Source organism: Burkholderia sp. BCC0044 (genome assembly GCF_902832955.1).
GTDB lineage: Bacteria > Pseudomonadota > Gammaproteobacteria > Burkholderiales > Burkholderiaceae > Burkholderia.
This window is the reverse complement of sequence record NZ_CADFDO010000002.1, coordinates 82,740-106,077: the sequence shown is the minus strand read 5'-3', so window position 1 is coordinate 106,077 and position 23,338 is coordinate 82,740. Positions and strand designations below refer to the sequence as shown.

Annotated in this window: 15 protein-coding genes and 1 pseudogene; 5 read left to right on the top strand and 11 right to left on the bottom strand. The window is 64.8% G+C overall.

The genetic code is table 11. The features are described from left to right. Window positions 1-5 precede the first annotated feature (5 nt). The 4 genes from HWX14_RS09095 to HWX14_RS09080 all read right to left on the bottom strand — a co-directional run bounded on the left by HWX14_RS09095 (window position 6) and on the right by HWX14_RS09080 (window position 5,487). Window positions 6-719: a PepSY-associated TM helix domain-containing protein gene (locus HWX14_RS09095; RefSeq protein WP_175882429.1), complete on the bottom strand. Its 714-nt coding sequence runs from the start codon at window positions 717-719 to the stop codon at window positions 6-8. Next, window positions 716-1,399, bottom strand: coding sequence for a Fe2+-dependent dioxygenase (locus tag HWX14_RS09090; RefSeq protein ID WP_175882428.1), 684 nt, complete (start codon window positions 1,397-1,399; stop codon window positions 716-718). Before HWX14_RS09090 ends, HWX14_RS09095 begins: the two co-directional genes overlap by 4 nt. 46 nt (window positions 1,400-1,445) lie before the next feature. Continuing rightward, window positions 1,446-3,659 (bottom strand): TonB-dependent siderophore receptor, encoded by a 2,214-nt coding sequence (locus HWX14_RS09085; protein ID WP_175882427.1) that lies wholly within the window; start codon window positions 3,657-3,659, stop codon window positions 1,446-1,448. Between the two features lie 577 nt (window positions 3,660-4,236). After that, window positions 4,237-5,487: an MFS transporter gene (locus HWX14_RS09080; RefSeq protein ID WP_175882426.1), complete on the bottom strand. Its 1,251-nt coding sequence runs from the start codon at window positions 5,485-5,487 to the stop codon at window positions 4,237-4,239. Window positions 5,488-6,235: 748 nt separating this feature from the next. Between HWX14_RS09080 and HWX14_RS09075 the strand changes: the two genes are divergently transcribed. Together HWX14_RS09075 and HWX14_RS36720 are read left to right on the top strand one after the other, a co-directional pair. Beyond that, the gene (locus HWX14_RS09075; protein ID WP_175882425.1) at window positions 6,236-7,804 is read left to right on the top strand and encodes a tetratricopeptide repeat protein; all 1,569 of its coding nucleotides are present in this window, start codon (window positions 6,236-6,238) and stop codon (window positions 7,802-7,804) included. 18 nt (window positions 7,805-7,822) lie between these two features. Next, window positions 7,823-7,954 (top strand): annotated as a pseudogene (locus HWX14_RS36720) (ESPR domain-containing protein); the annotation flags it as partial. Between the two features lie 437 nt (window positions 7,955-8,391). Here the strand turns inward: HWX14_RS36720 and HWX14_RS36385 are convergent. Genes HWX14_RS36385 through HWX14_RS36375 form a run of 3 tightly spaced genes read right to left on the bottom strand, consistent with a single transcriptional unit; the run spans window position 8,392 to window position 14,283 of the window. Continuing rightward, window positions 8,392-10,533, bottom strand: a complete 2,142-nt coding sequence (locus tag HWX14_RS36385; protein ID WP_244130255.1) for a hypothetical protein — start codon at window positions 10,531-10,533, stop codon at window positions 8,392-8,394. A 27-nt stretch (window positions 10,534-10,560) separates the two neighbouring features. After that, window positions 10,561-13,980 (bottom strand): hypothetical protein, encoded by a 3,420-nt coding sequence (locus HWX14_RS36380; protein WP_244130254.1) that lies wholly within the window; start codon window positions 13,978-13,980, stop codon window positions 10,561-10,563. Between the two features lie 21 nt (window positions 13,981-14,001). Continuing rightward, window positions 14,002-14,283, bottom strand: a complete 282-nt coding sequence (locus tag HWX14_RS36375; protein WP_244130253.1) for a hypothetical protein — start codon at window positions 14,281-14,283, stop codon at window positions 14,002-14,004. Between the two features lie 34 nt (window positions 14,284-14,317). Here HWX14_RS36375 and HWX14_RS36370 point away from each other — a divergent pair, with 34 nt between their 5' ends. Beyond that, window positions 14,318-14,854: a YadA C-terminal domain-containing protein gene (locus HWX14_RS36370; RefSeq protein WP_244130241.1), complete on the top strand. Its 537-nt coding sequence runs from the start codon at window positions 14,318-14,320 to the stop codon at window positions 14,852-14,854. 343 nt (window positions 14,855-15,197) lie between these two features. On the opposite strand, the gene HWX14_RS09065 is transcribed toward HWX14_RS36370, so the two are convergent. The 3 genes from HWX14_RS09065 to betC all read right to left on the bottom strand — a co-directional run bounded on the left by HWX14_RS09065 (window position 15,198) and on the right by betC (window position 19,147). Then, window positions 15,198-16,337: a porin gene (locus HWX14_RS09065; protein WP_174385323.1), complete on the bottom strand. Its 1,140-nt coding sequence runs from the start codon at window positions 16,335-16,337 to the stop codon at window positions 15,198-15,200. Window positions 16,338-16,597: 260 nt separating this feature from the next. Continuing rightward, window positions 16,598-17,566 (bottom strand): choline ABC transporter substrate-binding protein, encoded by a 969-nt coding sequence (choX, locus tag HWX14_RS09060; protein WP_175882423.1) that lies wholly within the window; start codon window positions 17,564-17,566, stop codon window positions 16,598-16,600. Window positions 17,567-17,611: 45 nt separating this feature from the next. After that, a complete protein-coding gene (gene betC / locus HWX14_RS09055) occupies window positions 17,612-19,147 on the bottom strand; it encodes a choline-sulfatase (protein WP_175882422.1) in 1,536 nt (511 codons plus the stop codon). 241 nt (window positions 19,148-19,388) lie between these two features. Here betC and HWX14_RS09050 point away from each other — a divergent pair, with 241 nt between their 5' ends. Together HWX14_RS09050 and purU are read left to right on the top strand one after the other, a co-directional pair. Further along, complete coding sequence (locus HWX14_RS09050) at window positions 19,389-20,294, top strand: LysR family transcriptional regulator (RefSeq protein ID WP_175882421.1); 906 nt, start codon at window positions 19,389-19,391, stop codon at window positions 20,292-20,294. A gap of 196 nt (window positions 20,295-20,490) precedes the next feature. After that, window positions 20,491-21,375, top strand: coding sequence for a formyltetrahydrofolate deformylase (purU, locus tag HWX14_RS09045; protein WP_175882420.1), 885 nt, complete (start codon window positions 20,491-20,493; stop codon window positions 21,373-21,375). A 162-nt stretch (window positions 21,376-21,537) separates the two neighbouring features. Here the strand turns inward: purU and HWX14_RS09040 are convergent, their stop codons facing one another. After that, window positions 21,538-23,193, bottom strand: a complete 1,656-nt coding sequence (locus tag HWX14_RS09040; protein WP_175882419.1) for an APC family permease — start codon at window positions 23,191-23,193, stop codon at window positions 21,538-21,540. Window positions 23,194-23,338: the final 145 nt, after the last annotated feature.

The following is a 23,338-nucleotide window of genomic DNA, read 5'->3' as shown; positions in this document are numbered from 1 at the left end:
GGCCGCTACGCGCTGGCCGCGCACACGATCGCGACGATCGAGCCGACCACGAGCACCGCGCCGATCGTCTTGCGCCTGTTCAGCTCCGTCCACAACAGCACGCCGGTCAGTGACAGCAGGATCAGCGCGCCCGCGAGCGTATCGACGAGCAGCACCCAGCCGATGCTCATCCCGACGCCCTTGTGCAGGTTCGTGAGCCACGCGAGCGTGCCGTTGCCGGTGCGCTTGAGCGTCATCGTGTCGCTGCCGACCCAGTAGTCGACCGCGACGTTTTCGTGCGGCGACGCGAACACGAGCTGCCAGTGCTCCGGCTGCACGGCTTCGCGGTCGCCCCATGCGACCGGATGCTCGGGCTCCTTCTGCATGCGGCCCATGCGTTCCGGCAGATGCAGATTCGGCTGCGCACGCAACCATTGCTCGAGTTCGCGCGGCGACGCCGGTTCCGGATCGGGCACGTCGAGCCGCAACGTGTCGACGTGCGGCGCGCCGGTCTGGATCCGCAGCGGCGGCGCGCGATGGTTCAGCAGGAACCCCGTCGTACCGAACAGCAGGCCGAGCGCCGCGCCCCACAGGCCGATCCAGCCGTGCACCTTGCGCAGCCACTTGATGAAGGTGCCGCGGCGCGATCGCGTGCCGCCGGAGCCGGCCGGACGCGCGCCCGGCGCGATGCGCGACGCGGGCGGCGTCGCGTCGAGTTCGAAGGGATCGGCAACGCTCACGTCTCGCTCCAGATTCTCAGAAGATTGTGGTAACAACCGACCAGGCTGCGGCACGCCTGCGCATCGGCGCCGCCGGCATTGAGCCGCTGGATCGCCGTGTCCATGTCGAACAGCAGCGCACGCTGCGCATCGCTGCGCACGAGGCTCTGCACCCAGAAGAAGCTCGCGACGCGCACGCCGCGCGTGACCGGCATGACCTGGTGCAGGCTCGTCGCCGGATAGACGATCAGGTCGCCGGCCGGCAGCTTGACCTGTTGCACGCCGTACGCGTCCTCGATCACGAGTTCGCCGCCGTCGTATTCGTCGGGTGCGGACAGGAACAGCGTGACGGACACGTCCGTGCGCAGCTTCACGCCGTTCGGCAGCACGCGCACCGCGCCGTCGACGTGACTGCCGAACGCCATCCCGCCTTCGTAGCGGTTGAACAGCGGCGGATAGACCTGGTTCGGCAGCGCCGCGCTGATGAACAGCGGATGACGCTCGACCGCGGCGAGAATCACGTCGCCCAGCTCGCGCGCGACCGGCGAATGCTCGGCGATCTGCTGGTTGCGCTTGACCGGCGCGCCCGTATAGCCGGCCGTCGCGCGGCCGTCGACCCACGCGTCGCCCGCGCGGTCGAGCCGGTCGCGCATCGTCCGCACCTGGTCGGGCGTCAGCACGTTCGGGATGTGTACAAGCATCGTTCCACCTTTTTCATCGAATGGCGCGGCGGCCGCATGCGTGCCGTCAGAACCGATAGTCGAGCGTCGCGAGGAACGTGCGCCCGACGCCCGGCACCGCGCGACCGCCGTCCGACTGGATCAGCGCATCGTAATAAAACTTGTTGGTCAGGTTCAGCAGGTTCACGCGCAGGTCCCACTGCTTCGCGTGATACGCGGCCGTCGCATCCCAGCGCGTGTAGCCGCCCACCTGCACGTAGTCCGTGTTCGCCGCGTAGCGTCCCGACATGTAGGTCGGGCCGCCGCCGATTTCCCAGTGCGGCGTGAACGCATACGTGGTCCACAGCGTGAACGTGTTACGCGGCGTATTCGCGAGCGTCTTGCCTTGCGTGCCGTCGAGCGCGCTCAGGATCACGCCGTTCATGTACGTGTAGCTGCCGAACACCTGCCACTTCGGCGTGATGTGGCCCGTCACGCTCGCCTGGAAGCCGCGCACGCGAATGTCGCCCTCGAGCAGGTATTCGCCGGTCGACGTCTGCGTGCGCGCGTTGCTCTTCTCCTGCTGGAACAGCGCCGACGTGACCGACAGGTTGTCGTTCAGCAGATCCCACTTGCCGCCCACCTCGTACGATTTCGTGTGCTCCGGCGCGAGGTTCTGCGTGTTGTTCGTGACCGTCAGCGTCTCGAGCGACGGATTGAACGACGTCCCGTATGACACGTAGTACGACTGCGATTCGGTCGGCTGGTAGATCACGCCGGCCCGCACGCTCGTGAAGTAGTTCGTCTGCGATGCGTAGCCGGGCGCGCTCACCGTGTTCGCCAGATGCGCCTGGAAGCGATCCCAGCGCAGCCCGCCGACGAATTTCCAGTCGCGGCCGATCGACACCGTGTCGTTCATGTACGCGGCGAGCGTGGTCGCGCCCGATTCCGCGTGGTTGGCCGCCGTTTGCGTCGCGTTGGACGCGGTCGACGACAGGTACGCCGGATCGATCAACGACAGAATCGGCAGGCCGCTGCGCGTATACGCCTGGTTCGTGTAGCTGTCGTGCCCGACTTCGACGCCCGCGATCAGGTCGTGCTTCACGAAGCCCGTGTCGAACTTGAAATGCGCCATCGTGTCGTTGTCGACCGAATGGTTTTCGATCACGCGATCGTGGCTCGCGAGCTTCACGTACAGCGCGGACATCGGCAACGACGTGTAGTTGCCGTTCGTCAGCGCGGTGCTCGACGACAACGGCCCCGTCAGCACCGCGTTCGCGGCCGTCTCGCGCGCATCGGTCATCGAGTGCGAGAACGACGTGCGGTTGCTGATCGTCAGCGCATCGTTGACGCGATGGTCGATCCGCGCGGACACCGTCTGCACGTCCTGGATCGTGCGGTCGTCGGTGAGCCCGTAGAACGTGTTCTTCGGCACCGGCGCCGGATGGCCGTTGACCGCGAGCACGCCGTAGTCCGGCATGTCGTAGTTATGCTGGATCAGCGCGGACAGCGTGATCTCGATCGGCGTGCCGATGCCGAAGCGCAACTCCGGCGCGATCCCGTAGTCCTTGTTCTTCATCACGTCGCGCGTCGAGCCGAGCGACTGGCCGAACGCATTGACGCGAAACGCGGACGTCGCGCCGAGCGGCCGGTTCAGGTCGACGCTCGTGCGGTAATGATCGTCGGTGCCGACCGTCGTCGACACCTCCGCCGACGGCTTCAGGTTCGCCTTCTTCGATACCTGGTTGATCACGCCGCCCGTCGAGCCGCGCCCGAACAGCATCGACGACGGGCCGTACAGCACTTCGACCGAATCGAGATCGAACGTGTCGCGGTAATACTGGTTGCGATCGCGGAAGCCGTCGAGATAGATGTCGTTCTGCGCGGTGAAGCCGCGCAGGTTGATGTTGTTGCCGATCTGCCCGCCTTCCGCGCCGCCGATCGTGATGCCCGGTGCATTGCGCAGCGCATCCTGGAACGACGTGAGCCCTTGCGACTCCATCAGCGCCTTGTTGATCACCGTGACCGACTGCGGAATGTCGCGCAGCGCGGTCGGGGTTTTCGCGCCGACGGTCGAACGCCCGGCCTGGAAATCCTGCTGCACGGCCTGCCCCGACACGCTGATCGCCGGCAGCGTGTCGCGCGACGTCGCGGTGCCGGTTGCGTCCGGCGAAGCGTCGCCCGGTTGCGCGGCGGCGGCCGGCGACGATTCGGCGCGCGTGCTCTGCGCGAGGGCGGGCGCAGCGATAGGCAAAGCAAAGGCCAGCGCGAGCGCGCTCGCGAACGGGGTCCTGTTCGGCATGGAGATCCAGTCGGAATGAAACCGCCCCGCGTGGACACGCGGCGATGCGCGTGCACGAGGCACGGATGCGATGGCTTGCTGGCCGCCGACGATCAGGCCGACGACGGCACTAGCTGGCTAGGGTTGACGAGTGGCCGGCGGCGGTCGCCGCGGCGGCTACGGAAATGAGAATCGCTATCATTCCACGCCTTTCTTTTTGTTTCAATTAATAACCGCATCGTCATACGAATGCGGAATCTTTCGGAAAATTACTGAAAGTTTTATGTAATTGATGGAATGTATTTCGTAATTTTCATCGCTGGATTCAACCGATGAATGGCCGCTCGAAACCTTGCGCGCCAAGGTATTGATGAATCAGCGCCTTTTCGATTCCGCTACGGGCGAAGCCGCGTCGCGTTCACGGCTTTCCGCGGTCATGCCGCAACCCGACCGAAACGCGTGCGGGAAATGCCTTGATCGGACGATCGTTCGGACACGATACCGTTTGGCATTTGATTGAAACGAGAAAGCAATTTGAAATGAATGACAGTGAACGAGCGGCCGGCTTCCCTCGAAGACATCGGCCGCTCGGGTCCGCTCAATGATCGCGTTCCAGCGACGCCATGTTTCGCAATGTCGGGAACAGTCGCATCCACGTCAACGCAACGGCGATCGTCGCCGCACCCCCCACGACGATCGCGGCCGGCGCGCCCCACCACGCAGCCGTCACGCCCGATTCGAATTCGCCGAGCTGGTTGGACGTGCCGATGAACAGCGAGTTGACCGCGCTCACGCGACCGAGCATGTCGTCGGGCGTGCGCAGTTGCACGAGCGACAGCCGCACGACGACGCTCACGACGTCCGATGCGCCAAGTGCTGCCAGCGCGACGAGCGACAGCGCGAAGTGCCGCGACAACCCGAACACGATCGTCGCGATGCCGAATGCGATCACGCCGCCGAACATCGCGCGGCCCGGCCGGCCCTTCAACGGGAAACGCGTGAGCCACAGCGTGCCCGCGAGCGCGCCGACCGCCGGCGCCGCGCGCAATGCGCCGAGCCCCCACGGGCCGACCTGCAGGATGTCGCGCGCGTAGATCGGCAGCAGCGCGGTCGCGCCGCCGAACAGCACCGCGAACAGGTCGAGCGACAGCGCACCGAGAATCGCCGGTTCGCGCCGGATGAACGCGATGCCCGAAAACACCGAGCGCAGCGTGACCGGCTCGCGGGCGGGCGGCGCGCTGCGCAGCGGAATCGTGCCGCTCAGCATCGCCGCGATCGCGAATGCCGCGACGCTCGTGCCGAACGCGACGGGCGCGCCGACACCATAGAGCAGCCCGCCGAACGCGGGCCCGAGAATCTGCGCGGCCTGGTTCGCGGACGTCGACAGCGCGGTCGCGCGCGGCAGCTCGGTGCGCGGCACGACGGCCGGCAACAGCGACGACACCGACGGCGACTCGAACGCGCGGGCCGTGCCGACGATCGCCGCGAGCGCATACACGGCCGGCGCGGCCAGCCATCCTTGCAGCGCGCCGAGCAGGAACACGCCGGCGGCCAGTGCCTCGACGCTCTGGCAGATCGTCGCGATGCGCCGGCGGTCGTAGCGGTCGGCCACCTGCCCGACGACGAGCGTCAGCGCGAACATCGGCACGAACTGCGCGAGGCCGACGAGACCGAGTGCGAACGCGCTGTGCGTGAGCGCGTACACGTACCAACCGATCGCAACCGACAGGATCTGGAAGGCCAGCGACGACATCACGCGGGTGCCCCAGAAACGCTGGAACGGCGCGTGGCGGAACAGGTTGGCGGGTAACGGGGGTAACGGACTGGAATCGGGCACGGGGGTAGTCATCGGGGTCTCGGCGGTTGGCGGTGCGGACACGACCGCTCACAGAGCGGCAACGTCCGCATGTGCGTGCTTGCGCAACGACTTGCCCATCGCGACGCGATGTCGGTCCCCCGGATCGCGGAGACAGTCGGCTGAACGCGCAGACGCGGCCAAACGCGCATGATATGCCAACGACGAAAAACCCGCCGGGCGTGTGTCCTGGCCCGTATCGAGCCGGCGCGCCGCACAAAAAAATGGCTCTTCGTGGATCTCCCTCCAAACGGCATCGTTCCCGGCCGCGAGTTGCACGATTGAAACATCTTTAGATAAATCACAGCGACGGGGTGCGCAGGAATCGAATGCCTGCCGTCGACGCAAAGTCTCGTCGTACGGGTGTTTCCTTGCTGCGCGCGGGACTTGGCGAATCGGCGCGTCCTTCTGGCGTTTCAGAGCTGAAACAACGCTGGGGGCCGAACGTTGCCTCGCATCGCTTATCGGTCGCCAGGCCTCTTGGTCATTGAGCCGCAGCGTGCTGGTCCACTCCTTGCTCACGTGTTTCGCACACATCCAAGCCGCACGGCCGTAGAGCCCAGTGCAGGCAACGAACAACCAAAACGCAGGTCGGGGAAATCATGTCCAAGTACGCTACGGCTGCCATGCGGCTGCCTTCTCGTATCACGCCTCCATACACGTTGATTGAGCCGCGCTCACGAGCGCGATGACAACTCGATACACGACGTGTGCGGGGGCACATATGAAATGCAGAAAAGACTTGCATTCGCCACCTTCAAGACTGGCATGCATCACCGGCGCATTGCCGCTTCCTTCTGATGCGACGACGGAGGTCGAGCCCGGCTGGCCGACGAGCACCGCGGCGCTGTCGCAGCGAGCGTTGCAACTTTTGAATGACGGGCACTTCGAGCAAAGTGCCGCGTGCGCGAGGCAGGCCATCTCCGTCGATCAGGGCTGCGGCTTCCTGCGTCTGCTCCTGGGCGTGGCATTGAGCCGAGGCGGCCAACAACGCGAGGCGCTCGATGCGTTCGCGCGGGCCGCCGCGCTCGCGCCTCACGATCCGCAGATTCGCTACAACCTGGCCGTTGCCTTGCACGAATCCGGGCAGCAGGAACGCGCGATGGATGAGTATCGCGCCTGCCTGGAACGAGATCCGGATTGCGCCAATGCGTTATGGAATTACGGCGAGCTTCTGCGGCTCCGCGAGCATTTCGACAAGGCGCTCGAATGCTTCGACCGGCTGGCTCAGCTCGAGGGCAGATTGCGCAACAAGGCGGCACACCGAATGGCCGTGTGCTGCGCTTATCTGGGACTGGATGAGCGTGCCCGGGCTTTGTTCGAGACGCAAATCGCCGAAGACGACGATCCGGTCACGCATTGGGAATACGCGCATTTTCTGCTTGGCAGGGGGCGGTTCAGGGACGCCTGGCCACATTATGCGAGGCGTTTCGAGGCGGGAAAGGAAATCAGCCTCAAGGGCATGAGCTTTCCGTATTCCACCTGGAGCGGCCAGTTCGAATCGGGCTCGACGTTGATCGTTTCCGGCGAACAGGGTACCGGTGACGAGATCCTGTTTGCCTCGTTTCTGCCGCGGCTGCTGAAGCGGGCACGGTCGGCCAGCATGCGCGTGGTGGTAGTGTGCCGGCCCGCGCTCGTACGGCTGTTCCGCGAGAGTTTTCCGTCGGCATCGGTATTGGGGGGAATGGTCACGCAAGAGCCGGATCTTCGCGTGCTTGCTCAACAGTCCTCACGAATCTGGCAAATCTCGATCGGCGATTTGCCTTTGTGGTTGGACAAACCTGAGCCGATCGCTTATCTGAAGCCCGCGCCGGAGGATCAACGCATTGCGCGGCAGTTGATCGCGCAGTCGCGCTCGGGCGATGGCTGCCGGCATATCGGCATCGTGTGGTCGGCCAATCCCGTCTCGACCGCGTCGAACCGGCTTGCGCGCAGTGTGCCGTCGGCGCTGCTGAACGCCTATCTGAAAGACGTTGGCGGTGTGCACTTCTATTCGCTGATGCCCGCTGAACATCGCGCGGCTCTCGCCGGTGTGCCCGATTTGCCTGTTACCGATCTTTCTCATTTCTTGACCGACTTCAGCCGGACTGCAGCGGCAATGCAGTGCCTGGATGAAATCGTGTCGGTGTGTACGTCGAGCGCCAATCTTGCGGGTGCGCTTGGACTGAAGACACATGTGCTTTTGCAAAAGCATGCCGATTGGCGGTGGTTCGGGGACACCGCCTGGTATCCCGATGTCTTGACATACAGGCAAGAAGCGCGCGCGGACTGGGGAACCTGTCTGCAAGCGCTCTGCGCGAACTGGCGCTGATGAAAACTGGGGACAAACATGAACAAGATCTACAAGTGCATTTTCAGCCGCAGGCTGAATCAGATGATTGCTGTCGCGGAGTGCGTAGCCGGACAGGGGAAGTCAGGCGGGCGAACCCGGGCGGTGCGGCGGGTGCGTTCGGTGGCGGCTGCGGCGTTGGTGGCTGGTGCGTGCATGTCTTTGTCGCAGGTGGGATGGGCGGACGGCACCTGCCAAAACGGCGGCACCGGCAACAGCAACATTTGTGGAAGTGGTGTGAGCAACAACGCCGGGGCAGGCGGGAGCTTCAGCACGTTCTACGGATATCACAGCGGACAAGGCAGTAGCGGAGTCAGCGCCGGTTACAACACGGCAGTCGGGGCCAATTCGGGGAACGGTCTCACGGGGGACTACAACACGACCATTGGAGAGGCCGCCGGGCAGAACTTAACCGGAAACGGAAACGTGGCGTTGGGCGTGAATGCAGGTGTTGGAGTCAGTGCGTCCAACACCGTCGCGATCGGCTACGGTGCGACCGGCGCGGGGCAAAACTCGGCGGCAATCGGCGGCAGTGTGACGGCCACTGGGTCAAACAGCGTTGCTTTGGGCTACGGTAGCACCGACGGGGGGCAGAGTAACGTGGTGAGCGTGGGCGCTGGCAGCGGTACGCTGGCAACGCGCAAGATCATCAATGTTACGGCCGGGACCGTGACATCGACGTCAACGGATGCGGTTAACGGCTCCCAGCTTTTCAGCTTGTCGACGTCGGCTTCGACCGGCATCAGCACGGCGCAAAGCGGTGTGAACTCGCTGTCGACGGGCTTGAGTACGGCGAACAGTAACGTGGCGAGCCTGTCGACCTCGGCTGCGGCAGGCATCAGCACGGCGCAGAGCGGCGTGAGCTCGCTGTCGACGGGGCTGAGCACCACGAACAGCAACGTGACGAGCCTGTCGACCTCGGCTGCGGCAGGCATCAGCACGGCGCAGAGCGGCGTGAACTCGCTGTCGACGGGGTTAAGCACCACGAACGGCAAAGTGACGAGCCTGTCGACTTCGACCTCGACGGGGATCAGTACGGCGCAAAGTGGCGTGAACTCACTGTCGACGGGGCTGAGCACCACGAACAGCAACGTGACGAGCCTGTCGACTTCGACCGCGGCCGGCATCAGCACGGCACAAAGCGGCGTGAGCTCGCTGTCGACGGGGCTGAACGCAACGAACAGCGCCGTCGGTGCGCTGGCGACCCAGGAGTCGACCGACGTCGGATCGTTGTCGACCAGCCTGAACACGACCAATGGCAATGTCAGCTCGTTGTCGACGGGCCTGAACGCCACGAACAACGCCGTCGGTGCGCTGTCGACGCAGGAATCGACCGACGTGGGCTCGTTGTCGACCAGCCTGAATACGACCAACGGCAACGTCAGCTCGTTGTCGACAGGCCTGAACGCAACGAACAGCGCCGTCGGTGCGCTATCGACCCAGGAATCGACCGACGTGGGGTCATTGTCGACCAGCCTGAACACGACCAACGGCAATGTCAGCTCGCTGTCGACGGGCCTGAACACCACGAACAGCAACGTGACGAGCCTGTCGACCTCGGCTGCGGCCGGTATCAGCACGGCGCAAAGTGGCGTGAGTTCATTGTCGACGGGCCTGAACGCAACGAACAACGCAGTCGGTGCGCTGTCGACGCAGGAATCGACCGATGTGGGCTCGTTGTCGACCAGCCTGAATACGACCAACGGCAACGTCAGCTCGTTGTCGACAGGCCTGAACACCACCAACAGCAACGTGACGAGCCTGTCGACTTCGGCTGCGGCCGGTATCAGCACGGCGCAAAGTGGCGTGAGTTCATTGTCGACGGGCCTGAACGCAACGAACAGCGCCGTCGGTGCGCTGTCGACGCAGGAATCGACCGATGTGGGCTCGTTGTCGACCAGCCTGAATACGACCAACGGCAACGTCAGCTCGTTGTCGACAGGCCTGAACACCACCAACAGCAACGTGACGAGCCTGTCGACTTCGGCTGCGGCCGGTATCAGCACGGCGCAAAGTGGCGTGAGTTCATTGTCGACGGGCCTGAACGCAACGAACAGCGCCGTCGGTGCGCTAACGACCCAGGAATCGACCGACGTGGGGTCATTGTCGACCAGCCTGAACACGACCAACGGCAATGTCAGCTCGCTGTCGACGGGCCTGAACACCACCAACAGCAACGTGACGAGCCTGTCGACCTCGGCTGCGGTCGGTATCAGCACGGCACAAAGTGGCGTGAGTTCATTGTCGACGGGGCTGAACGCAACGAACAGCGCAGTCGGTGCGCTGTCGACGCAGGAATCGACCGATGTGGGGTCATTGTCGACCAGCCTGAACACGACCAACGGCAATGTCAGCTCGCTGTCGACAGGGCTGAACGCAACGAACAACGCCGTCGGTGCACTGTCGACCCAGGAATCGACCGACGTCGGATCGTTGTCGACCAGCTTGAATACGACCAACGGCAACGTCAGCTCGTTGTCGACAGGCCTGAACACCACGAACAGCAACGTGACGAGCCTGTCGACTTCGGCTGCGGTCGGTATCAGCACGGCACAAAGTGGCGTGAGTTCATTGTCGACGGGGCTGAACGCAACGAACAGCGCCCTCGGTGCGCTGTCGACGCAGGAATCGACCGACGTGGGTTCACTGTCGACCACCCTGAATACGACCAACGGTAATGTCAGTTCGTTGTCGACGGGGCTGAATGCCACGAACAACGCCGTCGGTGCGCTGTCGACTCAGGAGTCGACTGACGTGGGATCGTTGTCGACCAGCGTGAACACCACCAACAGTAACGTGGCGAGTCTGTCGACTTCGGCAGCGGCCGGTATCAGTACGGCGCAAAGCGGTGTGACCTCCCTGTCGACGAGTCTGACCACGACCAACAGCACCCTCGGTGCGTTGTCGACGCAGGAATCGACCGACGTCGGGTCATTGTCGACCAGCCTGAATACGACCAACGGTAATGTCAGTTCGCTGTCGACGGGGCTGAACGCCACGAACAACGCCGTCGGTGCGCTATCGACACAGGAATCGACCGACGTCGGGTCATTGTCGACCAGCCTGAACACCACCAACAGCAACGTGACAAGCCTGTCGACTTCGGTTGCAGTCGGCATCAGCACGGCGCAAAGCGGCGTGAGCTCGCTGTCGACGGGCTTGAACGCGACCAACAGCACCCTCGGTGCACTGTCGACGCAGGAATCGACTGATGTGGGCTCCTTGTCGACCAGCTTGAATACGACCAACGGTAATGTGACGAGCCTGTCGACTTCGACCGCGGTCGGTATCAGCACGGCGCAAAGCGGTGTGACCTCCCTGTCGACGAGCCTGACCGCGACCAACAGCACCCTCGGTGCACTGTCGACGCAGGAATCGACCGACGTGGGTTCACTGTCGACCAGCTTGAACACGACCAACGGTAATGTCAGCTCGTTGTCGACGGGCCTGAGCGCCACGAACAACGCCATCGGTGCACTATCGACGCAGGAGTCGACCGACGTGGGCTCGCTGTCGACCAGTCTGAATACGACCAACGGTAATGTCAGCTCGTTGTCGACGGGCCTGAGCGCCACGAACAACGCCGTCGGTGCACTGTCGACCCAGGAATCGACCGACGTGGGGTCATTGTCGACCAGCCTGAACACGACGAACGGCAATGTCAGCTCGTTGTCGACTAGCCTGAACACCACCAACAGCACCCTCGGTGCACTGTCGACGCAGGAATCGACCGACGTCGGATCGCTGTCGACCAGCCTGAATACGACCAACGGTAATGTCAGCTCGTTGTCGACGGGGCTGAGCGCAACGAACAGCACCGTCGGTGCGCTGTCGACCCAGGAATCGACCGACGTCGGATCGTTGTCGACCAGTGTGAACACCACCAACAGTAACGTGGCGAGTCTGTCGACTTCGGCTGCGGCCGGTATCAGCACGGCGCAAAGCGGCGTGACATCTCTATCGACGGGGCTGAACACGACCAATAGCAACGTGACGAGCCTGTCGACCTCGACTGCGGTGGGCATCAGCACGGCACAAAGTGGCGTGAGTTCATTGTCGACGGGGCTGAACGCCACGAACAACGCCGTCGGTGCGCTGTCGACGCAGGAGTCGGCCGACGTCGGATCGCTGTCGACCAGCCTGAATACGACCAACGGCAACGTCAGCTCGCTGTCGACAGGCCTGAACACCACGAACAGCAACGTGGCGAACCTGTCGACCTCAGCTGCGGCCGGCATCAGCACGGCGCAAAGCGGCGTGACCTCCCTGTCGACGAGCTTGACCACGACCAACAGTGCCCTCGGTGCGCTGTCGACCCAGGAGTCGACCGACGTCGGATCGTTGTCGACCAGCTTGAATATGACCAACGGCAACGTCAGTTCGTTGTCGACGGGCCTGAGCGCCACAAACAGCGCCGTCGGTACGCTGTCGACGCAGGAATCGACCGACGTGGGTTCACTGTCGACCAGCCTGAATACGGCCAACGCTAATGTCAGCTCGTTGTCGACTGGCCTGAACACCACGAACAGTAACGTGACGAGTCTGTCGACTTCGGCTGCGGCCGGTATCAGCACGGCACAGAGCGGCGTGAGCTCGCTATCGACGAGCCTGACCGCGACCAACAGCACCCTCGGTGCACTGTCGACACAGGAATCGACCGACGTGGGTTCACTGTCGACCAGCCTGAATACGACCAACGGCAATGTCAGCTCGTTGTCGACTGGCCTGAACACCACCAATAGCAATGTGACGAGCCTGTCAACCGCTGCGGCAGCCGGCATCAGTACGGCGCAAAGCGGCGTGAGTTCACTGTCGACGGGCTTGAACACCACCAACAGCACCCTCGGTGCACTGTCGACCCAGGAGTCGACCGACGTCGGATCGCTGTCGACTAGCTTGAATACGACCAACGGCAACGTCAGCTCGTTGTCGACGGGCCTGGACACCACCAACAGCAACGTGACGAGCCTGTCGACTTCGGCAGCAGCCAGCATCAGCACGGCGCAAAGTGGCGTGACCTCCCTGTCGACGAGCCTGAACACCACCAACAGCACCGTGACGAGTCTGTCGACCGCGACGGCAGCCGGTATCAGCACGGCGCAAAGCGGTGTGACCTCCCTGTCAACCGGGCTGACCACTACGAACAGCAATGTGACGAGCCTGTCGACCGCGACGGCAGCCGGCATCAGTACGGCGCAAAGTGGCGTGACCTCCCTGTCGACGGGCCTGAACACCACCAACAGCAATGTGACGAGCCTGTCGACTTCGGCTGCAGCCGGTATCAGTACGGCGCAAAGCGGCGTGACCTCCCTGTCGACGGGGCTGACCACTACGAACAGCAACGTGGCAAGCCTGTCGACCTCGGCAGCGGCCGGCATCAGCACGGCACAAAGCGGCGTGAGTTCACTGTCGACGGGCTTGAACACGACCAACAGCACCGTGACGAGCCTGTCGACCGCGACAGCAGCCGGCATCAGCACCGCACAAAGCGGCGTGACCTCCCTGTCGACGAGCCTGACCACCACCAACAGCACCGTGACGAGCCTGTCGACCGCGACAGCAGCCGGCATCAGCACCGCACAAAGCGGCGTGACCTCCCTGTCGACGAGCCTGACCACCACCAACAGCACCGTGACGAGCCTGTCGACCGCGACAGCAGCTGGCATCAGCACGGCACAAAGCGGCGTGACCTCCCTGTCGACGGGCCTGAACACCACGAACAGCACCCTCGGGGCGCTGTCGACCCGGGAATCGACCGACGTGGGATCGTTGTCGACCAGCTTGAACACGACCAACAGCAACGTCAGCTCACTGTCGACAAACCTGAACACGACGAACAGCAACGTCAGCTTGTTGTCCACGGGCCTGAACACGACGAACAGCACGGTCGGCTCGCTTTCCACGAGCTTGAACACGACGACCGGCAGGGTCAACTCACTGTCGACGAGTCTGAACACGACCAACAACAACGTATCGAGCCTGTCGACATCGGCATCGACCGGAATCAGCGCGGCGGCAAACGGGGTGACTTCGCTCTCCACGAGCCTGAACACGACGAACAGCAATCTGGCGTCGTTGTCGACTTCGTATGCCGGCTCGATCGCGACCTGGCTGAACAGCCTGAGCACGGTCAACAGCAACCTGTCGACGTTGAGCACTTCCACATCGACCAGCGTGGTTCAGCTCTTCACTGGCGTTGCGTCTTTGTCGACCGGCTTGAGTACGACAAACGGCAAGGTGACGACGTTGAATACCGCGGTGACATCGCTGTCGACGGGGCTGGCCTCCCTGTCCACGCAGATCAATTCCCCGGGGTTCGGCAAAGGCGGGCAAAACTCGAGTACGTCCCCTGCTGCCGCGCTGTCGACATCGACCTCGACAAGTACCAGTACCGCGCAAAGCACCCCATCGACAGGGACGACTTCGCTGTCTACCAGTTCGACGTCGCTGTCGACCGGCACAAGGGCAGTCTCTGCCGCGCAAGCAATTCAGGGCATGTCGCCGGAGCCGGTCGCGACAGGTGCGGCAGCACAGGTCGTCGACAGCTCCGCCACGGCCGCGGGCACCAACGCGCTCGCCTCGGGAAACAACTCAGTTGCGCTCGGCGCCGGAGCGATAGCAACGGCGGCGAATTCGGTCGCGCTCGGCGCGGGCTCAATCGCGACCGAGTCGAACACGGTGTCGGTGGGCTCGCCTGACAACGAGCGCAGGATCACGAATCTGGCACCTGGGATGAACCCGACGGACGCGGTCAACATGTCGCAATTGGGCGCCGTGCAGTCGAACGTGAATCAGGTGGCAAGGATGGCCTATTCCGGCATTGCCAGTGCCGCCGCACTGACGATGATTCCCGAAGTCGACCCCGGGAAGACGCTCTCGTTCGGCATAGGTACGGCCGGCTACCAGGGATATCAGGCAGTGGCCCTGGGTTTTACCGCTCGAATCACGAACAACCTGAAGGTCAAGGGAGGGGTGGCGATCAACGGTGCGGGCGGCAATACGTACGGTGCTGGCGCAGCCTACCAGTGGTAAGCGGCGCATCCGCTCTCGGGTGAACGTTCATGCGAATCGGAATGTCAGTTCTCACGCATGCGGGCGCGGGTGCCGACGATTCCGGCGGCCGCGTCGATCGCGGCCGCCGGATAGTGGCGCCTGCACCGGATCTTCCGATGCAGGCGGTCCGCGAGTGTCACTGCGGCGGGCCGCCCGTGTCGGTCGAGCCCATCGCGATGGCGAACAGGCGCTGACCTTCCGGGGTGTCCTCGACTCGCCAGCCCTCGTGCCCGCTCCCCCCGTCGCACAAAAAAAAGCGCGAACCGCGGTTCGCGCCAAAGAGAGACCTCGCTGAAGACGTCACACCATCCCACCACGCCGCTTAGAACGAATGCCGCATCCCGATCCGCACGTCGGCCTGCGTCTGCGTCGTCGACGGCGTGAAGCTGTAGCCGATCACCGCATCGACGCCCTGCGACGCGCGCAGGTAATCGCCGGAGATGTACACGTCGGTGCGCTTCGACAGCAGGTAGTGCAGGCCCGCCGTGCCTTGGTTCCAGTGGTGACCTTCGAAGCGCGTGTGCTGGTAGCCCGCGATGAAGCTCAGCGCCGGCGTGAACTGATAGAGGCCGCCGCCTTCGTACACCTGCATGTGCGACGACTGGCCGAAGCCCTTGATCGTCGTGTACGAATAGTTCGCGTCGAGCGTCAGCTTGCCGATCGTGTAGCTCGTGCCGATGCCGAACGTGCCCTGGCTGTCGACGTCCATCGCGGTGTTCGCGAACAGGTCGGTGCGCGCGCCGGTCGCCGGATCGACGGTGACGGTCTGCTGGCCGAGGAACGTGTGCGTGCCGATCATCGCGTACGGGTCGAACGCGTAGATGCCGTTCGGGTTGTTCAGGCGCGTGTACGCGGCGCCGATCGAGAAGTCGCCCTTCGTGAAGCTCGCGCCCGCACTCCATGCGCTGTTGCGATGGAAGTTGCCCGCGACGTTGCCGAACGAGTACATCGCGCCGAACTTGAAGCCGCTCAGGTCGCTCGACAGGAACTTCACCGAGTTCGGCAGGCGGTCGCCGTTGAAGCGGTCGAAGTCGCCCTGGTGAATCGCATAGCCGCTGCCCCACGCGGAGATGTTGTAGATCGACACGAGTTCGTTCGTGATGTCGAGCTGGTTGCCGAACGACAGCGTGCCCCAGTCGTTCTGCAGGCCGACATACGCCTGCCGGCCGAATTCCGCGCCGCCGAAGCCGAGTTGCCCGTTGCCGAGGTGGAAGCCGCTCTCGAGCGTAAACACGGCCTTCAGGCCGCCGCCCAGGTCTTCCGTGCCCTTGAGGCCGAAGCGGTTTCCGTAGGCGACGCCGTCGTCGAACTTGACCACGTGCGAGCCGCCCGTGTTGTTCACGTACGTGATGCCCGCGTCGAGAATCCCGTACAGCGTCACGCTGCTTTGCGCATGCCCGATGGCGGGAATACAGGCCGCGCATGCAAGCGCGGCGGCTACGGCAACTTTCTTTTGCTTCATTGTCGACCACCCTCCCTGAACCGTTCGATGGATAGAATCTCGTCCCGGCGCGCGCCGCGATGCGCCGGTGGATTCCAATTCAGACCGCCCCGCTGGCTTCGGCATTTCGTTTTCCGCAATAACGCAGCCATTGGCGAAAAATACAAACCCATATTTCCGGTCACCCGTCTGAAGGCGACACTAAATGGTCGCGATGCGACGGATCGGGAAAACACGTAGACAGGCGGCACGGTCGAAACCGGCCGCCCGGAGGGCGGGAATCAGCGGCCGTCGAGGGCCGCGCGCACGGCCGGCAGGCCCGGTGCGCCGGCCGCCGTCGTCACGCCGTCGAGCCAGCCGGCGACCAGCGCGGGATCGGCCTTCAGCGCATGCTGCGCCGCGAGCGCGGGCGACGTCTTGTGGTCGAGCATGTCGGCGATCATCCGGTTCTCGACGTCGACGGAGAACGTCATCTGCCGGAACAGCCGCGCGAGGTTCGTGCACTGGCCCGCGAATCCGGCACGCGTGACCGTGTTGACCGTCGCGCCGCCGTAGTTCGGGCCGAAATACGCATCCCCGCCCGACAGATACGTCAGATGAAACTTCGTGTTCATCAGATGCGGCTCCCACGCGAGAAACACGATCCAGCGCTTGTCGCGCACCGCGCGCTCGACCTGCGTGAGCATGCCCGTCTCGCTCGATTCGACGAGCGACCAGTTCGCGGACCCGAGCACGTGATCGGACAGCATCCGCTTGATGTTCTGGTTCGCGGGCGCGCCGGGTTCGATCCCGTAGATCTTGCCGCCGAAGCGGTCCGCGTAGCGCGCGAGATCGGCGAACGTATGCACGCCGGCCGCGGCCACGTAGTCGGGCACCGCGAGCGTGAACTTCGCGCCGCTCAGGTTCGCGTGCAGCACGTCGATCGACTTCTCGTCGACGAACGGCTTCACGAGCGGCGCCTGCGCGGGCATCCAGTTGCCGAGGAACACGTCGACCTGTCCTTTCTTCAACCCCTGGTACGTGATCGGCACCGACAGGTTCGCCACGTCCTGCCGGTAGCCGAGCGCCTTCAGCACGACGCCCGCCATCGCGTTGGTCGCGTCGATGTCGGTCCAGCCGGGCGCCGCCATCTTCACGGCGCCGCACGTCTGCGGATCGGCCGCATGCGCAGGTTGCGCCGCCATCACGCATGCGGCGGCGGCGAGCGCCGCGCCGATCCTTCGGATTGCTGCATTGCGTTGCCGTTTCATGGTTCGCTTCCTCCGTCGTTCTTCAATGATCGCGATGCGGTCCGTTCAACGCCCGACGCGCGGAAAACGCGCCATCGCTTCGAGCGTATCGAGTTCGATGTGATTGCGCATGTAGCGCTGGCTCGCGTCGGTGAACGGCTGCCAGTCCCACGCGTGGATGCGGCCCTGCGTCGTCGCCGCGTAATGGAAGCGCCGGCGCCGCTGGCTCGCGCGCACCTGCCGGTCCAGCTCGGGCAGGTTCCAGCGCTGCGCGGCCTCCGCGCGGAACGCGGCGAGCACGTCGGCGGCTTCCGGCTGCCCGGCCAGGTTCGTCAGCTCGCGCGGGTCGTCCGGCAGGTTGTAAAGCTGCTCGGGATCGGCCGGGCAATGCACGTATTTCCAGTCGCCGCGGCGGATCATCACGACCGGCGCGAGCGCGCCTTCCGCGAGGTATTCGCCGAGCGCGACATCGTGCGCGGGCGTGCCGCGCAGGTGCGGCACGAGACTCGCGCCGTCGACCGGGTCCGGCCAGCCACCGGCCGGTGCCACGCCGGCCAGATCGACGAGCGTCGGCAACAGGTCGACGTGCGACACGGGCCCGCGCACGCGCGCCGCGCCGAAGCGGCCCGGCGCATGCACGATCAGCGGCACGCGGCAGCCGCCTTCGAAGAACGTCATCTTGTACCAGAGCCCGCGCTCGCCGAGCATGTCGCCATGGTCGGACGTGACGATCACGATCGTGTCGTCGGCGAACCCGCATTGCTCGAGCGCGGCCAGCACGCTGCCGAACTGCGTGTCGACGTAGGACGTCGCGCCGTAATACGCACGGCGGGCGGCGCGGATCTGCGCGTCGGTCGGCGGCGTGCGGTCGTTCTCGCAGACGAAGCGCAGCCGCTGCGAATGCGGATCGCTTTCGGCCGCATCGAGCCGCACGGCCGGCATGTCGATGTCTTCGTCGCGGTACAGATCCCAGTATTCGCGCGTGATCGCATACGGGTCGTGCGGATGGGTCAGCGACACGACCATGCAGAACGGCCGCGCATCGTGCCCGGCCGCGCGCTCGCGCGCGACGTCGTACAGCTTCTGCTTCGCGGCGAACGTCACTTCGTCGTCGAAGTCGAGCTGATTCGTGCGCACGCACGGGCCCGCGTCGAGCACCGAACTCATGTTGTGATACCAGCTCGGCCGCTCGGTCGGGCTGTCCCAGTCGGGCACCCAGCCGAAATCGGCCGGATAGATGTCGGTCGTGAGGCGTTCCTCGAAGCCGTGCAACTGGTCGGGCCCGCAGAAATGCATCTTGCCGGACAGCATCGTCCGGTAGCCGCCCGCGCGCAGGTAGTGCGCGAACGTCAGCGTTTGCGCCGGCAATTCGGCGGCGTTATCGTAGGCGCCGATCCCCGACGGCAGCTTGCCGGTCAGCAGCGAGAAGCGCGACGGCGCGCACAGCGGGCTCGCGCAGTACGCGGCGTCGAACACCACGCCTTCGGCGGCGAGCCGGTCGAGCGTCGGCGTGCGCGCGACGCGGTTGCCGTACGCCGGCAGCGCGAACGGCGTGAGCTGGTCGGCCATCAGGATCAGGATGTTGGGTGTCGGGTTCGTCATCGGCGATCGTGGGGAAAGCGGTGTTCGAATGGAACGGCGCGCCGCTCGGGCAGCGGGCCGTCCGGCATGACGGAGGCGGTCCGCAGAAACTGCCGCGCGCCGCGGCCGCGCTGGCTAGAATCGCGGAATGCGTTGCGCGGCGGCGCGTGAAGGGCGTCCCGCCGCACCGTCCGCTGCACTATCGCCCGCCCGAATTCGCGCGGGTAGGCGTCCGGCCCTTATGGGGCCATTAGAGAGACTTATGTCGAAATCCGAACCGTTACCGTCGATGCAGGCGCTGCGCGCGTTCGAATCGGCCGCCCGGCTCGCGAGCTTCACGGCCGCCGCGCGCGAGCTCGGCTCGACGCAGCCGGCCGTGAGCCAGCAGGTGTTCCAGCTCGAAGCCGAGCTCGGCGTGCCGCTGTTCGAACGCAGCCCGCGCGGTGTCACGCTGACGGCCGACGGCCAGTGCCTGTACGAAGCCGTGCGGCTGAGCCTCGACACGCTGCGCGGCGCGACCGCGACGCTGCGCGCGCGCCGCGAGCACGGCGCGCTCACGATCGTCACCGATTTCGGTTTCGCGACCTACTGGCTGATGCCGCGCCTGTCCGGGCTGAAGCGCGTGATGCCGGACGTCGACGTGCGTGTCGTCACGTCGCAGGATTACGACGCGCAGCGCGACCACGGCGACATCGCGATCCTGTTCGGCGACGGCCACTGGCCGTCGTGCACGGCCGCGCGGCTGTTTCCGGAATCCGTCACGCCCGTCTGCTCCCCGGCATTCCGCGACGCGCACCCGGGCGTCACGCGGGCCGACCACCTGCTCGCGCTGCCGCTGCTGCACGTACAGCCGACGCGCCCCGAGCGCTGGCTGTCGTGGTCGGGCTGGTTCGACGCGCACGGGCTCGAACCGCCGGCCGCCGCCCGCGGCGTGACCTTCAACAGCTACGCGCTCGTGATCCATGCGGCGCTGCTCGGCGAAGGCGTCGCGCTCGGCTGGGCGCCGCTCGTCGACGAACTCGTCGCGGCCGGCCAGCTCGTGAAGCTGGTCGACGCGCCCGTCGTCACACCGCGCGGCTACTTTCTGGTACGTCCGCCGCAGCGGCCCGAACCGGACGCGACCCACGTGTTCCGGCGCTGGCTGCTCGACGCGTGCGCGGCGGCCTGACGCGCGGCGCGCCCGCCGCCGTTTCCGTTCCCCTTCCCGCTCCCGGGCCCGCTGGCGCACCGATACCAGACACACGGCGCGTTGGTTCTATCCGCGCCGAAATCGTCCTGATTTACTTGAGCCTCCCGCTACCCGCGCGGCGCGGCGCTGTCGTGCGCCGCCGCGCGGCCGTGCGCCCTGCCATCCGAGGAGTCTCATGACCGCCGAGCACCGCCCCGATCAATTCGTCCTGACACTGTCGTGCCCGAGCGCGGCCGGTCAGGTCGCCGCCGTCGTCGGCTTTCTCGATCGCCATCGCTGCTACGTCGACGCGCTGAACGTGTTCGACGACGATCTCAGCAACCGCTTCTTCGTGCGCTGCGTCTTTCATCCGACGGATGAGACGCTGCAGATCGACGCGCTGCGCCAGGAATTCGCGCCGATCGCGGCCGGACTCGGCGGCCACGATGGCGACAACCAATGGGCGATCCACGACGTCAACGCGCGGCCGAAGGTGCTGATCATGGTGTCGAAGCTCGAGCACTGCCTCGCGGATCTGCTGTTCCGCTGGCGGATGGGCGAGCTGAAGATGGACATCGTCGGCATCGTGTCGAACCACCCCGATTTCGAGCCGCTCGCCGTGCAGCACGGGCTGCCGTTCCGGCACTTCCCGATCACGGCCGACACCAAGGCGCAGCAGGAAGCGCAATGGCTCGACTTCTTCGAATCGAGCGGCGCCGAACTCGTGATCCTCGCGCGCTACATGCAGGTGCTGTCGCAGGAGACGAGCGCGAAGCTCGCGAACCGCGCGATCAACATCCATCACTCGTTCCTGCCCGGCTTCAAGGGCGCGAAGCCGTATCACCAGGCCCATGCGCGCGGCGTGAAGCTGATCGGCGCGACCGCGCACTTCGTCACCGACGATCTCGACGAAGGCCCGATCATCGAGCAGGTCGTCGAGCGCGTCGATCATGCGCTGCGGCCGGAGCAGTTGCTCGCGGTGGGGCGCGATGTCGAAAGCCTCACGCTCGCGCGTGCGGTGAAGGCGTTCATCGAGCGGCGGGTGTTTTTGAACGGGGATCGGACGGTGGTGTTTCCGTAAGCAGATCACGGCCGCGCTCGAACGCGGCGAAAATGAACAAGGCCCGACCGGCGTATAACCGGTCGGGCCTTTTTGTCGTCGTGTTGCGCCGGCGCTTCGTGCGATGGCCCCGTGTGCGGTTTCCGAAGCCATCGCGTGCCACGACACGCATGCATTACCGCGTCACTTCACCCACGCGAAGTAATACGACAACCAGATCGTCAGCCCCGCACCGATCAGCGCCGCATACGGCATCAGGCTCAGCCACAGCGCGCGCTTCGGCACTTCGAGTTCCATGTCGCGCTGCATCTGCTCCGGGAACCGGCCGCGATCCTGCCAGTAGTGGCGGAACAGGAACACCGGCACGATCAGCAGCATCGCGATCAGCCCGTTGCGCAGCGTGCCTTCGCCTTGCAGGTTCGCACCTGCACCGACATAGACGAGGTTCGCGTAACCGCAGATCGCGCCGCCGACCAGCAGCCACGTCGGGCAGCGGAACGGCCGATCCCAGTTGCCGCGATCCATCCGGTGGATCCAGCCCGACTGAAGATTCAGGAATACGAACAGCATGTAGCAGACGTTCGAGATCGACAGCACCGTCATGTAGTCCGACATCATCAGCAACACGAGGTTGAAGCCGAGATCGGTCCACATCGCGCGCGTGGGCGAGCCGTGCTCGTTCACGTGCGACAGGTACTTCGGCAGCCAGCCGTCGACCGATGCCTGGTACAGCGTGCGCGACGAACCCATCATCGACGTCATCACGATCAGCAGGATCGACAGCATCAGCATCACGACGACCGCATTCGCGACCCACGCGCCGCCGCCGACGATCTTCGCCATCGCGGCCGCGACGCCGGTGCCATCCCCGATCGACGGATCGAGCATCGCCTGCGTGCCGAGCGCGCCCTGGAACGCCATCGGTACGAGCGTCATCACGACCAGACACAGCGCACCCGACCAGAAGATCGCCTTGGCCGTATCGCGACGCGGATCGCGGAACTCACGCGTGTAGCAGACGGCCGTCTCGAAACCGTACGACGCCCAGCCGGCCATGAACATCGCGCCGAGCGCCATCGTCACGCCCTGCCCGTTCCACGAGCCGAAGCTCGCGGCCGTGAGGTTGCCTTGCGCGTCGTGACCGAGCGGCAGCAGCGGGAGCAGGTTCGACATCGGCACGTCGCCGGTGACGAACGGCACGATGCCGACGATCAACAGCGGCGTGAGCGACGCAATGCCGAGAATGCGCTGCGTACGCGCAGCCTTCGACGCACCGCTGTGCTGAAGCTTGAACGTGATGAGAAGCAGAATCGTCGCGATGATGAACGTCGCGTTGATCCGCAGAGACAGACCCGGCTTGATGAATCCGAGATCCGCAACCTTGAGCTGCCAGTGCAGCACCGCCGCATTGGCGGGAAAGAGACTCGTGAGCGCGTAGCTCGCCGCGAGGCCGCAGCCGAGCGCAAGCATCGGCGACCACGCGAGCCAGTTGCACCACACGGAAACCGGGGCAATCAGCTTGCTGTAACGGACCCAGCCAATCGCGCCATACACCGACGCGCCGCCCGATTTATGGGGAAATAGCCCCGATATTTCCGCATAAGTCGCGCTTTGAATCAGCCCCATCGTGATCGCGGCGATCCAGATCGCCCACGCGGGCTGGCCGATCGTCGCGCATACGCCGCCGATCGTGAACAGCACGCCTGCCGGCACGCCGCTCGTCACCCAAAAAGCGTCTTTCCAGGTCAGGCCACGATGCAGCGTGTGGCCCGTCGAATCATGTGAGATGGTTGCCTCGACATCACTGGTGCGATTCGCACGCAGTCCTGCTTGACTCATCCAATTCCTCCTCTCGATCAGTGTTAGCGCTTTAGCGCTTACTCTGGTCCGATGCAAAGCTGAGATGACTCTGCACAAGGGCCGTAGTGTAACAATTTACGGGCTTTTTTGCAGAATCCGAAAAAGAATTCCGGGATATGGCCGC

What these genes read in the sequence shown, in the direction of transcription:
- HWX14_RS09090 (WP_175882428.1), bottom strand. Translation starts at nt 1,399, where the DNA reads ATGCTTGTACACATCCCGAACGTGCTGACGCCCGACCAGGTGCGGACG.
- HWX14_RS09085 (WP_175882427.1), bottom strand. Translation starts at nt 3,659, where the DNA reads ATGCCGAACAGGACCCCGTTCGCGAGCGCGCTCGCGCTGGCCTTTGCT.
- HWX14_RS09080 (WP_175882426.1), bottom strand. Translation starts at nt 5,487, where the DNA reads ATGACTACCCCCGTGCCCGATTCCAGTCCGTTACCCCCGTTACCCGCC.
- HWX14_RS36370 (WP_244130241.1), top strand. Translation starts at nt 14,318, where the DNA reads ATGTCGCCGGAGCCGGTCGCGACAGGTGCGGCAGCACAGGTCGTCGAC.
- HWX14_RS09065 (WP_174385323.1), bottom strand. Translation starts at nt 16,337, where the DNA reads ATGAAGCAAAAGAAAGTTGCCGTAGCCGCCGCGCTTGCATGCGCGGCC.
- choX (WP_175882423.1), bottom strand. Translation starts at nt 17,566, where the DNA reads ATGAAACGGCAACGCAATGCAGCAATCCGAAGGATCGGCGCGGCGCTC.
- betC (WP_175882422.1), bottom strand. Translation starts at nt 19,147, where the DNA reads ATGACGAACCCGACACCCAACATCCTGATCCTGATGGCCGACCAGCTC.
- HWX14_RS09050 (WP_175882421.1), top strand. Translation starts at nt 19,389, where the DNA reads ATGTCGAAATCCGAACCGTTACCGTCGATGCAGGCGCTGCGCGCGTTC.
- purU (WP_175882420.1), top strand. Translation starts at nt 20,491, where the DNA reads ATGACCGCCGAGCACCGCCCCGATCAATTCGTCCTGACACTGTCGTGC.
- HWX14_RS09040 (WP_175882419.1), bottom strand. Translation starts at nt 23,193, where the DNA reads ATGAGTCAAGCAGGACTGCGTGCGAATCGCACCAGTGATGTCGAGGCA.